12 protein-coding genes are annotated in these 14166 nt (G+C 29.8%); 2 read left to right on the top strand and 10 right to left on the bottom strand.

Features of this window, described 5'->3' with window-relative positions; genetic code table 11:
- Positions 1–93 precede the first annotated feature (93 nt).
- From MKX57_RS10925 to MKX57_RS10895, 7 genes are all read right to left on the bottom strand, one after another.
- On the bottom strand, positions 94–1101 hold the full coding sequence (locus MKX57_RS10925) for a hypothetical protein (protein WP_342551032.1): 1008 nt from the start codon (positions 1099–1101) through the stop codon (positions 94–96).
- A 64-nt stretch (positions 1102–1165) separates the two neighbouring features.
- Positions 1166–1675, bottom strand: coding sequence for a hypothetical protein (locus tag MKX57_RS10920; RefSeq protein ID WP_342551031.1), 510 nt, complete (start codon positions 1673–1675; stop codon positions 1166–1168).
- A gap of 2 nt (positions 1676–1677) precedes the next feature.
- Positions 1678–1863, bottom strand: a complete 186-nt coding sequence (locus tag MKX57_RS10915) for a hypothetical protein (protein WP_340834247.1) — start codon at positions 1861–1863, stop codon at positions 1678–1680.
- A 410-nt stretch (positions 1864–2273) separates the two neighbouring features.
- Complete coding sequence (locus MKX57_RS10910; protein WP_342551030.1) at positions 2274–5141, bottom strand: hypothetical protein; 2868 nt, start codon at positions 5139–5141, stop codon at positions 2274–2276.
- Between the two features lie 539 nt (positions 5142–5680).
- The gene (locus MKX57_RS10905; RefSeq protein WP_342551029.1) at positions 5681–6280 is read right to left on the bottom strand and encodes a hypothetical protein; all 600 of its coding nucleotides are present in this window, start codon (positions 6278–6280) and stop codon (positions 5681–5683) included.
- A 346-nt stretch (positions 6281–6626) separates the two neighbouring features.
- A complete protein-coding gene (locus tag MKX57_RS10900) occupies positions 6627–8114 on the bottom strand; it encodes a DEAD/DEAH box helicase family protein (RefSeq protein ID WP_342551028.1) in 1488 nt (495 codons plus the stop codon).
- A gap of 606 nt (positions 8115–8720) precedes the next feature.
- Positions 8721–9611: a hypothetical protein gene (locus tag MKX57_RS10895; RefSeq protein WP_342551027.1), complete on the bottom strand. Its 891-nt coding sequence runs from the start codon at positions 9609–9611 to the stop codon at positions 8721–8723.
- Positions 9612–9916: 305 nt separating this feature from the next.
- Between MKX57_RS10895 and MKX57_RS10890 the strand changes: the two genes are divergently transcribed.
- Positions 9917–10267, top strand: coding sequence for a helix-turn-helix transcriptional regulator (locus tag MKX57_RS10890; RefSeq protein ID WP_342551026.1), 351 nt, complete (start codon positions 9917–9919; stop codon positions 10265–10267).
- Positions 10268–10602: 335 nt separating this feature from the next.
- Here MKX57_RS10890 and MKX57_RS10885 read toward each other — a convergent pair whose 3' ends face one another.
- Both MKX57_RS10885 and MKX57_RS10880 read right to left on the bottom strand, forming a co-directional pair.
- Entirely contained in the window at positions 10603–10848 is a 246-nt protein-coding gene (locus tag MKX57_RS10885; RefSeq protein WP_342551025.1) for a hypothetical protein, read from the bottom strand.
- A gap of 51 nt (positions 10849–10899) precedes the next feature.
- The gene (locus MKX57_RS10880; RefSeq protein ID WP_342551024.1) at positions 10900–11535 is read right to left on the bottom strand and encodes a hypothetical protein; all 636 of its coding nucleotides are present in this window, start codon (positions 11533–11535) and stop codon (positions 10900–10902) included.
- 420 nt (positions 11536–11955) lie between these two features.
- On the opposite strand from MKX57_RS10880, the gene MKX57_RS10875 reads away from it, so the two are divergent.
- Positions 11956–13167, top strand: a complete 1212-nt coding sequence (locus MKX57_RS10875) for a hypothetical protein (protein ID WP_342551023.1) — start codon at positions 11956–11958, stop codon at positions 13165–13167.
- 87 nt (positions 13168–13254) lie between these two features.
- Here MKX57_RS10875 and MKX57_RS10870 read toward each other — a convergent pair whose 3' ends face one another.
- Positions 13255–14163 (bottom strand): tyrosine-type recombinase/integrase, encoded by a 909-nt coding sequence (locus MKX57_RS10870; protein ID WP_342551022.1) that lies wholly within the window; start codon positions 14161–14163, stop codon positions 13255–13257.
- Positions 14164–14166: the final 3 nt, after the last annotated feature.

Here is a 14166-nt window from a genome sequence, read left to right as displayed (position 1 = left end):
CTTTTCGAACCCTTCATTATTACTGTTGCTTACAACTGCTTCAGCGAATCCTTCTTTACTGTTTTCACATTTATCGTTCCAAACAAATTTCATTTATACAGCTTCTTTCTTTTTAGTTTCGCTTTTCTTATCATTACTAGATATAGATAATGGGAAAAACAGGTTGAATGTCTCTTTATTTCGTAAAAATACAGAAGATAAAGTTGCAGACATCTTACTTACCACTTCTTCCTCAATAACCGTATTCATTTCATCATAATTCGTACCAGTTTTTTCATACCGTCTGTAAATTCCAGCGAAATCAATATCATTTTCATTTATAACTGCATGGCATAACTCGTGAATAAATACATGGAAAGTAAAGTCTGTAGGCATATCTTTTTTAAGTAAGATTTTATTATCTGGACTATATTTATTTTCATTGTACGTTATACATCGTCCATAAACTTTATCCCCATCACCCTTTTCGCTTTCACTTTCAAGTTCATTTTCAAAAGAAATCCTGTATATTGAGTTTCCGACATCCAAAATACTGATATACTTATCACGCTGCTCTCCAAACAACAATTTATCAATATTGTTATTTACAATAGTTGACATTAAATCGTACATTGAAACTCCATATTTATTTCCAGAGTTTTTAATCACATCTCCAACTCGACTGTAATGTTGCATAAGGCTCAAAAGCACACTTCCAATTTCTGAAGCTAATAGTCTTTTTGCAGATGATAAAGAAAAATCACAATAATCCTCGTTGATTTCAATTATCCTAGTGCTAATATCAAATGAAGATGATCCTTTATCTATAAAAACGATTTTATTTGAAATGCCTTGTATTTTTACTTCTTTTCTTTGAACAATATCTTCAAATGAGTTATTTTCTTTAAAGAAAAGTTTAATATAATACGATAATTGATTTTTGAAATAACTAAACTCAACTTCATCGGCTTCGCCCACTGTATAAAATGCGTATGCATCAACTAAAGCAGTAATAACCTTATTTCTAACCATCTTATCGCTGTCATCTTTTTCAATGTCAATTACTATTACATTCTTATTTTCCAAAACAATTTCTTTTATATCCCTTAATGATTTCACCATATTATTATTTACCCTTGTTTATAATTAATTTTTGTGTTATGATAAATTAGTATAAATACAAAGATTATCGAGTTGAATATCTATTTTTGAATTTAATTTGCATTCCTTCAAAGCCATCGACATCATCTAACTTCCCACTTCCCGCAAAAGTAACGTTCCCAATTCCACCTACATGTTTTTGATTAAATAATGCTGTTACTCGATCAACAACTCTCGCTAAGTTATAAGATGTATTTTGGTAATCACGATGCACATATACATCAATATTAACTGATTGTAAAAAGCTGTAAGGATCAATAGCATTATTAGTACCAGTAGTTGCATTTTCAAAATTGTCTAAGTACATATACAAAACGCATTTAGAGTCATCAATAGATAAATCGTCTTCGTTTCGTTTACGCATTTTAACAATTTGATTAATTACATCAAAATTACCCACTAGATTAGCTCGCTCAGCCGTCACCAAAGTCACATCATCATCTTTATGTTGCGGAACATAAAATAAATACCTCAATAAATTTTCATCTTCAATTGCATGTTTGTACATTTTATTAAAAATAGTATATACACTCATCCTTATCCCTCATATTCTTCGATATATTTTTTTAAGTTATTTACATTTTCAATATTCATGTTGGCTCTATGATTAAAATATTGACTCAATAATGATGGTGATATTTCAATTGCTTTCGCAGCCACTTTACCTTTTATTCTTTTTTTTCTCATTTCGAGATACAACTCGTTTCGTTCATCTTGTGACACTTTTATCATCTCCTGTTATTGTATTTTGTAAATTTATTAAATGAATTAATTAAATGAAAAAAGAGAGACTCGAATCGGAGTCTCAAAAAATCAGAACTGTTTAGAAGAAATTTAATGGCAACTTCAAACAATTAATTGAATTAAAGAGGCATTAGAGACTCGATTAAGAGTCTCTACATGTAAAAAAAGAGAAGATCATTTACAAAAAGCGATAAGGCGTTAAGAAATGATTTTATTTTTTACATAAAAAATTAAAAGGAGAAGGGAGAATAATAACATATGTGTATGAAAAATTCAGAATTAGTTCAAGTAGATTGAAATAATTCATTTCCTCTACTATATAGCAAGAAAAGAATAGTCTACAAACCTAGTAATACCAACGGTTTATAGACTCTCTTTTAAAAAATTCATTAAAATTTTACTCCTTTTTTTGCAAAAACCTTGCTAAATTCTTCGTAATGAGTGCATAATAAAAGATTAAGCATTTTGCTATTTTCATCTATTTTGAAATCTGAATCCTTATCTTCAATATACATTCGATTAATCAAACTTTTAATAGTAGCAGCATTCACTACTAACCCAGACAGTTCATTTTTATATTTACTCATTAATTCATTAGCTCTCATCATTTTCTCTTCCATATCATCTTTTGAAGTATCTTTATTAATAGGACTAAATTCAGCATTGATATTAGTAATCATTTCTTTAAATTTAGGAATTTGATTGTTGTTTGAATCACTTAATTTTATATCTTTATTTAATAAATCTGCTAATGGAATTGTATCTGTGCGATCCGAATTGCCAATAAGTTTAATTTGCTTTTGAAGGTAGTCCATTGGTGTTTTGAAGTCCTTATATATTACAGGAACTTTACGTACAGTCCCCTTTTTACGCTCCTTCTCAATTTTCTTCTTTTCGATTTCTTTAAAGAATTTAGGTTTATAAATTGCGTTGATTCTAGTTTTCTTAACCCCTTCTTCGAAGTATTCTTCTTTATCTTGAATATAAGCATTTAAGGCATTTCGGATAGAACTAATTTCAGATTCAATTTTTACTTTGAATGATTTTTTTGCAAGGTCTATACAGACAGTCGAGAGTGCCACCACTTGCGAAACCAAATCTAATACTTTCTTTTCCTTCTCTACTTCACCATTTGCCTTTAAATCCTGAAAAACGGATTGTGCAAGCTGTCCGAGATTAGCGACCATACCTATTGTTGCTGCTGATCTTGAAATCTTCTCATCTGCTTCTGCCATTTGTGCAGGAGAATATATGTAACTATTCGTCTTATCTGGCTTGATTCCACTTACAACAGGAAGAAAATCTTTTTCAATTCCTTTAGTAACATATCGAATACATTTATTAGCCATTAATAGCTGCGAATCCGAATCATAATCACACCCACTTAAAATTTCCATAATTAATGTTTCAATCGAATTGACTATTACAATGTTTTTACTCATATGTTTCATATAGTCATCGATTAAGGAATTATATGTATTCTTGCTCTTATAATAGTTACTTGTTGCAGTATGTGGATTTCTGCAACCTACGACTTTTTCACCAAATGGAAAAAGCTTTGTATAAATTTGATCACCTTTCAATGCGATTGCTTTTAAGTCATTTGATGTAGTCTTATTAATTACACTTTCCATCATTTCGATGGGATTCGAACACATGATACAATAATCAATGTCATTTACACGTATGTTTCCACGCTTCAATTTTGATTTGTATTTGTTAATGGTTGTTGATTTATAGTCCTTAAACATCTGAGTGTATTGTATGTCATCATTAATATGATAAAGATTTGAATATAAATGATTTGAATTTAAGTCACTGCTTGTTTTTTCAAGGTAATCGATAAATAATTCATTCTCATTATTTTGTAGTTTTTTTATGTATTGTTGTTCATCTTTCATTAATATTGAAATGGACTTTTCATCAGCAGGCAAAGTATTAATAATTTGGTAAGATAGACGATGTACTGAATCCTCGCTATCATCGTAAAATGAATGGGTTGATTCTTTTTCGTGCTTGCATATACCAAATATTTCACCATCTTTTATCACTTCATCTTTCCAATGTTCATACATTTTACGCTCATAATACATTTGTTTGTTCGGAGTGCGATTTTTAAAATCAATGAACGAATTATTTGGAGTAGTCAAATATGCAAATTTAAGGAATTTACAGCTGTTCGGAGTTGTCACCATCAATATATCCTTAGCTGACATAGGAACACCGTATCTATCTTCAATTTCCCAATCATCATAATGCTCAGTAGGCTTATATTTATCGTGATAATCTTGTAAATATCCTTGAATGTCGAATGAAAAGCCTGCCGATTTAAACATGTGATTACGTAGTAACATGAAAGAATAATCCTTATCTTTAAAAAAAGCATTGTAATCCATTAAAGATTGTCCATCCCAGATGTCATTTGTAATTTCATAATCTTTTTCTTTAACAACTCCCAACTTACCACTACTATCAGTACGTACAACATTAATTTCATCTTTTAATTTAAATTTAGACTGCAAATCATTTGTAATGAAGATATTTTCTACACCAATTTTTACAGTGGATTCAATTCCACTTCCAATAAGAGACTCATAAGCTCGCAAAGAAACAAGGTCTACCGATTCATTTTTTCTAATTGTAAATCCCAGCCGAATCCATTTTTGTATATTTTTTAATAAAGTTTCCTTAATGAAAAGTACCTCGCCTTTTCTGCTTTTTGATGATGATCTCGAAAACTGTACAAATTTCACATCATCATCTAATTTAAATCCATTTGCGTACAAGTATGTACGTAAATCGCCTGTTGATTTTTCTTGCCATTTTACTTCCTTAGAGGAATCAATTTTCTTTATTTTCTCAAAGCGTTCATTCTTTCGCTTCAAAATCCCCTGCAACATCTTATCCTTTTTGGCATCATTATCCATCACTGCTTTATCAATACTTTTTTCAAGGTTTGAAATATCCTTTAATAACTGATGTTTAACAAATTCTAAATCTTTTACACTTGTATCAAATTTAATATTAACTAAATCGTCACTTACATATTTATAATTAATTGGATTTTTTTTCGAACCCTCTAAAAAAACAATACGTTTTTTAAATCCACGTTCTTTTTCCAATTTCATCAACAACAATGAATGTGGCATCAGACCTGTATAATCTGCTTTGATATATTCTCCTCTCTCCGAATGCTCAAAAGCCTTTGAAGCTTGAATAGTACGAATATGTATACCTTTGTTGTCATATTTTACCACGTAATACTCCCTTTCAATTTTATATATTTTTTAAATGAGCTACTCTATCTACAATACAAGTTGTAACTCTGTGTATTGCGAGATACATGCTAAACCTGTCAAAATATCCCTACCTCAAATTTGACGCAACACCCAAATTTTCGAAGTTGAGTTTTAATATTAATTCCACTGAGTGACATAATGTCGCTTCGTAAGTATCAAGCCCCCTGTGATAGTATCCCTATGGTTAACTCAGACATAGAGTCGGAATTAAAAATACACTATCATGACTTATCAATTAGTGCCGATAACTTAATTACGCTCTGTCACTCAGGCATAGCAGATTTTGTTATGTTACTAAATCAGTAACCTGATGCGTTGTAATCGCTCTCACCGACCTCGACCATCTTCTTCGTATACCTAGTGTCATAGATAATTTAGACAAACGTGACCTGCTCTGCTTACCAAGTTGACCACTACTGTCGTGCTGTTCATATAAGGTCTTGGGTAATTCTCCTATGACCAGTGATAGGTCGTAACTGAAATGGTTACGACCAATTTTATGATGGTGTAATCAATCTTAGATTTGGTTTACGTTTATTTCGGACTAATTCACCATCTGATTTCATTGTGTAAGTATCAATTCCCATATCCTCAAATACCTGTTCTGAAATACCTTTCTTACCTTCCATGCGATTAATTTGACTCATGATTACAGCTAATTTAGAGTTAAGTTTCATTATTTTTTTGTTGTAATACTCCCATAATATTTCATTGATTTTGTCACCAATTCGCATATCTGAATCAAATCCTTTTAATTCATCAACAGTGTAAAAGTAGTCCATCATACCAAACTTTTCACCGTCATATTCCTTTTCAATAGGGAAACCTTGCTGAAGCTCTTTATATGTAAGTATAGATAGCGCACCTTTTGCCATCTGAGCAATATCAAAATATTTATGTAACTCTTTGTAGGATGCTTCATATGGCTTGCAAGTATTGACTATCATAATACTGTAATAAGCCATTCTAATCGCTGTATTAGTGACCTCATCTTTATTCATATTTGGTTTAATACTTTTACAAACCCTATCCAAAGCATTGGAGTATAATTCATGCTTTGATTTTGTACGTTTCTTAAATTTAATAATGTTTGTCATAATTGCCATCCCTTTTTATGTATTTTTATATTTAAAACTTTATTAATTAATTCGACTATTTCTAACCTTTACTTCTGAATATATGCTCTCTTTTCTTAATCAGTAAAAATCTAAGGTCAAAAGATAGTCAACACTTTTGAGATTATAAGTATCACTAACAATTCGCTATCGCAAATTGAGTGATTCTAATAACTAAAAACTATTGCCTTCGCCATATTTATAATTAAATGTTCCCTATTCGGTCACATTCAACAATAAATCTGTCGTATATGTATTTATCTTATTTGGGGTAAAAAATATGTGTAATGCTTATATAGAGCCTTTCGTATGAAATTTACCCCAAGATTCAATTTATAGTCCAATAAGTTTTATCTCTATTATCGTTAATATCCCCATTAAATAACTTTCTTCTCTTATCAACATGAGATGTTATTTGATAATTGATGTTATTTTCATTTAAATATGAATTTATGGTCTTTAAACCTTTTTGGAGTTTGCTATTTTTATCTTTCAATCCAATCTTTTTAATCAAATCCCATCTTTCATCAACAAATAACATTTTTCCCACTAGAGATTCTAAGTAAATTTCCAAATCTGACAATACTTCACCTTCTTCTTTAATTGTGTAAGGAATTCCTAATAAGTTGGATACGTATAGGCAGTAACCAAGATTATTATTTTTTAATTCAAGCATTTTTTCTATCAGTTCTAAATCCTTTTGAACCTTGAACCATCTCACCATATTTAACCTTTTTTCTATTCCATTTTTAGTCGGTTCATCATAAATCATCGGACTTAGTTTTTTACGATAATTAGCCTTTGTAAATTCAGTATCAGTGGTAAGACAAAAATTCATTGCAATCTGATTTTCTATTATGAGTTGAGACTTAATTCCTCCCAACCGATTATTCGTTACAGCTTTTATGTATAGGTTTATATAATCCGTTTTCATTTCGATTCGTTTTCGTCCAAAAGCTTGAAGTAAAATTCCAACATCATATCCAACATCACATACAATTTCAGTTAAGTCTGCCATTCTAAGATTTACTCCTGCTTCCAATGTAAGAGTAGTAATCAGAAGCTTATCTTCAAATCGTTCATTTTCAAGCATTGAATCTACTTTATTTTTTTCTACATGTTTATACAGTTTATTAGACTCCCCACACAGGAACATTGAATAATCTTTATACATGAGATGAAGATCATATGCTTCTTTTGCAGATCTAACAAAGACTAATCCTTTTTTATCACTGGCAATAATACTAGTTATGTAATCGTGTACAGATTCTTTCCTTTTATAAAATTCTAACTTTTTAATATGTGAATAATCGTGTGGTATTTGATAATTGATACTTTCCAGTTTCATATGATTATTGATATATTGAGTAACATCCCTACCTGTAGCCGACATAAAAATTCTAGTTTTATCCTTTTCCTTCAAAATGGCATTTAACGATAAATCCGTAAATTCATTGAAAGCTGAGTCACTTGTGTGATAATGGAATTCGTCACAAATGATATATTGATAGTCAGAGAAATCAAACTTTTGATGCATCCTGTATTTAGAGTCGATATGCTGATAAGTCCTTACTTCAATTACATCTGACTTTTTATCTCTTTTTAATTCTTTAACAAATTGTTCATCTACCGTTTTTCGATGTACAAGAAATAGGATTTTCTTTTTATCCCTCTTCGCAATTGCGTAAAGTATATTTTTTACAAAATAGCTTTTACCCTTTCCTGTCTGTGCATCGATAGTAATAATGTCTCCTAACTTCCACTTATTTATTTTCTCCACTGTAATTAACTCTGAAATTCTCAACGTTTCCCCCATCTCTCCTTTTCTATTACATTTAAAGAAGCATTTTTGAATATACACTGTTACCTATTTACATCTATTATTTCTGATGTTATACTAAGTACATCTTAATCTAAACATATAAAAACACCTCCATTCTAAATATAGGTAGAATAAAATCGACACATTTACAAGTAGTTTGTATGTGTTTATTTGTGTTTAATCGATTTTCGGATACTTATTAATATTATAATGTAAAATTTGGAGAAGTGACAGTCGAGCCTAAAAACATTTTTTGTATGATTAGTTAAACTTAAACTCATTCAAATAATAATAGTAATTTCAGTAAGTAGCTAGTGGAGTTCAAAACTTTTTTAATTCTACCTTTTTTTGCATAAAATAATGGATCGTGATACTATACTAGATAGGAAGAGGGGAGTTAACCCCTCAGTTTCATTTGCGACTATTCTTCTTTCGTTTGGTAGACGGTGAGGAAGAAAAATTTAATTTAAACGAGAAGGTTATAAGCATCCAGTGATCGCAACTCGCTGTATAAATCGCTTATAGCGTTTTCGAATTCCACTTTATTTTCGATTTTCAAATGACTAGAGTAGTATTCTTCGAGTTCTTTAATTTCTTCATTCATAATGCTACCGCCAACTCTTCGACTGAAGATTCAGCAATTTTTACAATTTCTAATTCTGTAGTGATAAAATTTTCATCATCTATGAATGTGAAATCATCTATCTTTATATTGCTAGGAGAAAAATACTCTTCAAATAAGTCGCTTGCATGATCAGCGCTATAACCGTAAATTTTAATATTAAAAGCAAAAGTAAATTCTGCTAAATCTTTCTCTAACACTTTAAAGGATACTGGAATTAGTCTATAATCAATATTTTTTAAGCTGTTAATAGTCAAATTAAAGCCTTCAAATTTGTAAATATCATCATTTGATATGTCATCCGATTTATACGGAACACCCCACTCCCCAAAACATTCTGGTACTTCAGGTATATCGCCCTTCACAATTACTTTTAATGAAGCAAGTTGCTCATATTTTTTTGGTGCTTCATCATAGTGAGTGATCTCCTTAATTAAGTATTTATGATTAAACTCGTACAACAGTATTTCGCAATCAAAATCCATTCTTGATGTATCCGCATCTAGCAGTGTAAAGTTGTTGATTGTTATATCCCCTTCTAATGTACGTAGCATCTTTTTAGCAGCTTCATTTTCATTGTTTGCAAAGATATCAAATTCAAGTAGGACATCAATTACTGCAATGTTGTCATTGCCCTCTAAAACAGAGTAAGAAGCCTTCTTAATTGTAATTAATGCATCCTCTCCATCTAGCTGCACCATTAATTTGTTAAATTTATCCATGTAACGTAAAAATCCATCACGATTTAATAACTTAACACCGTTATAATCATTAAAATCAGCTTCAACTACGATTCGTGTGCTTACTAGTACACTATACTTCTTTACTCCTCTATAATTAGGACTTAAAACGCTGTAACAACTGCTCATGTAATCTCTCCTTTGTGTGTTTTAGATTGGACATATTTAAATAATTCACTAATTATGTTGACTTTTTTTATACGTATAGTTTAATATATAGACATAGCTAAATAAGACTTTGAAAAGCCTGCTAAATCAGCATTTTGAACCGTTCCCCCACGATAAAATGAATATTATAAGGTTGTCTTTTCTATTGTCTTTATGCGAATAACTTAGCTTATGTCAGTAATATTAAACTATAAGTATAATATAAGTCAACTATTTTTATGCAAAAAGTTTAAATTATTCCGACTGGCTTCTTAGGGATGGTTGATATGACAACGTTTGAGATAGTAAAAATTTTATGTAAAGAAAGAAAAATTTCGATTAATGACTTGGAAGAATCACTAGGATATTCCAAAAATACTTTATACCGTTTAAAAACACAAACACCCGGTTCGGATAAATTAGAAGCAATAGCAGATTACTTTGATGTATCGACTGACTACCTTCTAGCTCGAACTGAATTTAAAAGATGTGATAATTTAAAAGTTAAAAACGAGAGTTATGCAGACAAAAGACTACATGAGATAATAAATGAATTAGATGAAGTAGATAAAGAATTATTAATCGCCTCAATAGAAAACACATTACTCCTAGCAAAACAATTAGCTAAGAAAATGTAATACCAGTGTCACTCGTACCCCCCTCTTGATCAAAAAAAGGCTGAAAAAAGTCGAAAACCCTTCTACTCAGCCTTTAAATATCCCAAAGAATATGAATCATTCAAAATTGAAATTTACTTTACTATGTTTGTTTTTCCCTTTCGCTTATTCATTTTTTTCTTATACTGAGTTACATTATTAACATTCCGCTTATTTGTTTCCTTACCTTCTCCTATAAGACCCACTAAATATCCCCCAATATAAGCACAACTCGTTGTTAAAACTAATGCGTTTAGGAAAACTTGAACTTTTTTTAGGAAAAGGAAGCCAATATCGTCTATATGTGCAATAACTGCTCAAGTAAAAGATAAGAAGATAAGAACAATAACCATATCCAATACTCTTGTCATTGTTCCTGCCTTTACAAAAATGTATGCTATAGCCCCCATTCCAACTGAAGCCGTAACTAATATACCTGCTAAAATATTCAATAGACTATTTATATTCTCCATTGTAATATCTGATTTTAAATATACACTTAAAATTACTAATAGCCATACCGTGAATATAGAAAACCAAATTTTACTATTAATACTCCACATTCGAAATACATCCTCTCATTTAACACTTTCTTAAAGAATATTGATCATTATTCAAAGTTTTGTATATATTTCATATGTACTTTTCGATTCTGATATTCTTTTAATTACCCTATATACTCTATCCTCAGTTGAAAGCACTGTTATAGAGTCAGTTAAAAAGTACTCTAATCTTAACTTCTCTGAAATTCCATTCTTTTCTAATAAGATGCTCAAATTATCATTTTCTTCTATAAAGATATAATTAACAGATTTAGTCTCTGGTTTTAAAGAATAAATTAGTAAAAATGAAATCCCTATCATTGTTATTAAATAATCAGTTAGGCTAGTTAATACCATTTCTACATCAGCAATATATCCATAAGCAAGCATTGTTATAGAAAGAAGTAAGAAAGCTAACGTCATATGAATTTTTGTTTTAACATTTAATTCATAAATAAAAGAAAGTTTACTTAAAGGTGTATATAGCCAATGTAACCATTTAGTGTTAGTACTTTTTATAAAAATAAACTCTAAAAAAGATGCTACATAGTGAAGAATCATGCCTACAGTAGAAACAAGGAAAGCGATACTAAATACCGAAAGAAATACTGGAAAAATTATTACTTCATATGCTAATAAAAATCCTAAAGCACAACATACTGGAACAATAATTAGAAATATACTTATATTTTTTTTAAATTTAATCATTGCAAATTTATCTCTTTGTAATAATCTCATGTCAAATGAATCGTAAGATAGAGATGTATAGAAAGATATGAATAGACTTCGTATACTAATACTACCAAATATAACTGTCAATATAGGTATTAAAGAGTCCATCTTTTCAATTATTTCTTTTATCAATTGTGTCCCAACTCTCATCAATAAATTAGTTCAAAAAATCTAATTTTATTATACTACAAGGAATATTTACTATTAATGTGTTTATTATTTTTATTTGTAATTACATATCTATTTTTACATCTATTGATAATTCTTTAATATCGAATTCGCATAAAGAATTTATCAATAGATGTAATAGGAAATAATTCAAAGTTATTATGTTCTTGGATGAAATTAGATTAGTTTGATATAATTAACTACTATTACTTGTAGGAGTTGGTATTATTGAACTATCAGGAAGAATATCTGTTTTTTAGTGAGAAGAAAGAGCCTCTCATGCATTACTTAAATTTATGGACAAAAGATATTAAAAATATTGTTGCTTTAGAGGAAGAAAATTACATTCTTAATGTTGGTCAAGAACAGTATATAGATTATCTAGTAAATAAGCTATCTATGGAGAGATTTGAAATTATAGAGAATGATATTTTTGCAGATATTAAAGATGAAAAAGTTGTTAATAGCCTTAAGCAAAAATATGTTAAACCTGTAGTATATTATCATATTCCGTACAATGGTAATAGAACTTTGTTTTCAATTACTCCGAATGCTTTTATATTAAATCCACAAAAGGCACAGGTTTCCAAGACACATATTATAAAAAGATATATTGTTTTTGATGAAGATTATCAAAAAGTACAACAAGATTTTGATAGATTTAAAGCAGATTTATCGCAAACAATTGAAGATTTAAATAAAAATATTGATTCTTATAATAATTCTTTAAGAAAGACTGTTGAGCTTGAATTTTTATTTAGGAAGAACGAGCTATTAAGAAGAAAAGAGTTAGTTTCTGGGTTAACAGTACCTATAAGAAAAAACGGTAGTGTATCTGAAACTTTTACTATTCCAGATGTAAAGATAAAGAAAAAGATTGATACCAAACCTGTTTCTACAATTGATGGTTTTTCTCCAACTCCAACCCTAGAAGATAATACCTATAATGCTATTTTGCAAATAATTAATGATATGGGTAAAGAGTTTGAACGAAAGCCATCTGTGTATAGTGATAAAGGAGAAGAAGATTTACGTGATCATTTCTTAATGTTGCTAGAACCTCATTTTGATGGTAGTGCAACAGGAGAAACATTTAATAAAAGTGGTAAGACAGATATTTTATTAAGGTATGATGGTGGCAACGTTTTTGTTGGAGAGTGTAAATTCTGGACAGGCGCAAAAGGATTTTTAGGAACTATTGACCAATTACTAGGTTACCTGACTTGGAGAGATTCTAAAACTTCTGTAATAATGTTTGTTCGAAATAAGGATTTCACAAATGTTATAAAAGCTGCAACAGAGTCTATTCAGACTCATGAGAATTTCATTAAGTTTGTGGATCAAAAGGATGAAAGTTGGTTTAATTATATTTTCCACTTGAACGGGGACAAAAATAAAGAAATTAAAGTTGCAGTAATGTTATATCATATACCAAGTTAAAAGTGAGTAACTCATATAGTTACTCACCTAATAATTAATTAAATTTATCTTAGAGTTGGCTACTTATAACTAACCTTTCTTTTTGTTTTAAATATCCAAGTTATTTAATGGGTTGTATTTCTCATTTTGTTCATGTAATGCTGATCCCCAAAGAGCCAAGTATTTTTCTGTCATTGAAAGTGATGTATGTCTAAGAATCTTTTGTAATGTAAATACATCGCCGCCATTTAATAAAAACTTCTGAGCAAAAGTATGTCTAAATGTATGAGCTGAAAGTCGTATATCTTTAAAGTTCATTACTTCTTGCAATTTTTTAAATACACCCTTTATCGCCTCGTAGGATATTTGTTCACCGTTTCTATGCACAAAAACATATTCTACTTCATGACCAAAGTATCTCTCATAATATAGTTTTAAATCAATTAATTCGTTATATACCTTTTTAGTAAGTGGAACAGTCTCTAATTTACGATTCTTACCAAATATGCTGATATGCTTAATATGCACATCTGAAAATTTTAATCCTCGCATTTCTCCTAAGCGTATACCTGTTCCAAGAAGCGTTATAATCATGGCAGTATTTCTATAAGCTGTGAACTCATGATCTTTACGTTTCATGCGTCTATAGTATCGGAGCATTTGTCGTATATGTGCATCTGTAAATACTTCGATCCGTTCATCTGTTTGTTGTTTTTTCAATTTTAGACAAGGATTATGTTGTACAAACTCATTCTCTATAAGGTGATTAAAAAATGCTTTAAGATTTTTTACTTTATTGTTGATTGTGTTTGGACTATTACCTTTCTCATTTTTACAATACATCAAATACAATCTTAGTGTATTTGTAGTAATGTCTTGCACATCTTGAATATTATTCTCTCTCAGCCATTCTTGAAACCCTCTAAAAAAGCTCCTGTAATTAATTAGGGTAAATTCACTTGCATTCATCATTTTTCTTTCTGACAAAAAATCTTGAATTGCAAACTTTATCAACATAAA

Origin of the sequence: Lysinibacillus sp. FSL M8-0216, assembly GCF_038595555.1 — a bacterium.
GTDB lineage: Bacteria > Bacillota > Bacilli > Bacillales_A > Planococcaceae > Lysinibacillus > Lysinibacillus fusiformis.
This window is presented reverse-complemented; position numbering and strand designations above follow the sequence as displayed.

Bases quoted from the DNA above. Each gene is read 5' to 3' on its own strand.
- MKX57_RS10885 (WP_342551025.1), bottom strand. From the start codon at position 10,848: ATGTGGAGTATTAATAGTAAAATTTGGTTTTCTATATTCACGGTATGG.
- MKX57_RS10890 (WP_342551026.1), top strand. From the start codon at position 9,917: ATGACAACGTTTGAGATAGTAAAAATTTTATGTAAAGAAAGAAAAATT.
- MKX57_RS10905 (WP_342551029.1), bottom strand. From the start codon at position 6,280: ATGACAAACATTATTAAATTTAAGAAACGTACAAAATCAAAGCATGAA.
- MKX57_RS10895 (WP_342551027.1), bottom strand. From the start codon at position 9,611: ATGAGCAGTTGTTACAGCGTTTTAAGTCCTAATTATAGAGGAGTAAAG.
- MKX57_RS10900 (WP_342551028.1), bottom strand. From the start codon at position 8,114: ATGGGGGAAACGTTGAGAATTTCAGAGTTAATTACAGTGGAGAAAATA.
- MKX57_RS10880 (WP_342551024.1), bottom strand. From the start codon at position 11,535: ATGATTAAATTTAAAAAAAATATAAGTATATTTCTAATTATTGTTCCA.
- MKX57_RS10870 (WP_342551022.1), bottom strand. From the start codon at position 14,163: ATGTTGATAAAGTTTGCAATTCAAGATTTTTTGTCAGAAAGAAAAATG.
- MKX57_RS10925 (WP_342551032.1), bottom strand. From the start codon at position 1,101: ATGGTGAAATCATTAAGGGATATAAAAGAAATTGTTTTGGAAAATAAG.
- MKX57_RS10920 (WP_342551031.1), bottom strand. From the start codon at position 1,675: ATGAGTGTATATACTATTTTTAATAAAATGTACAAACATGCAATTGAA.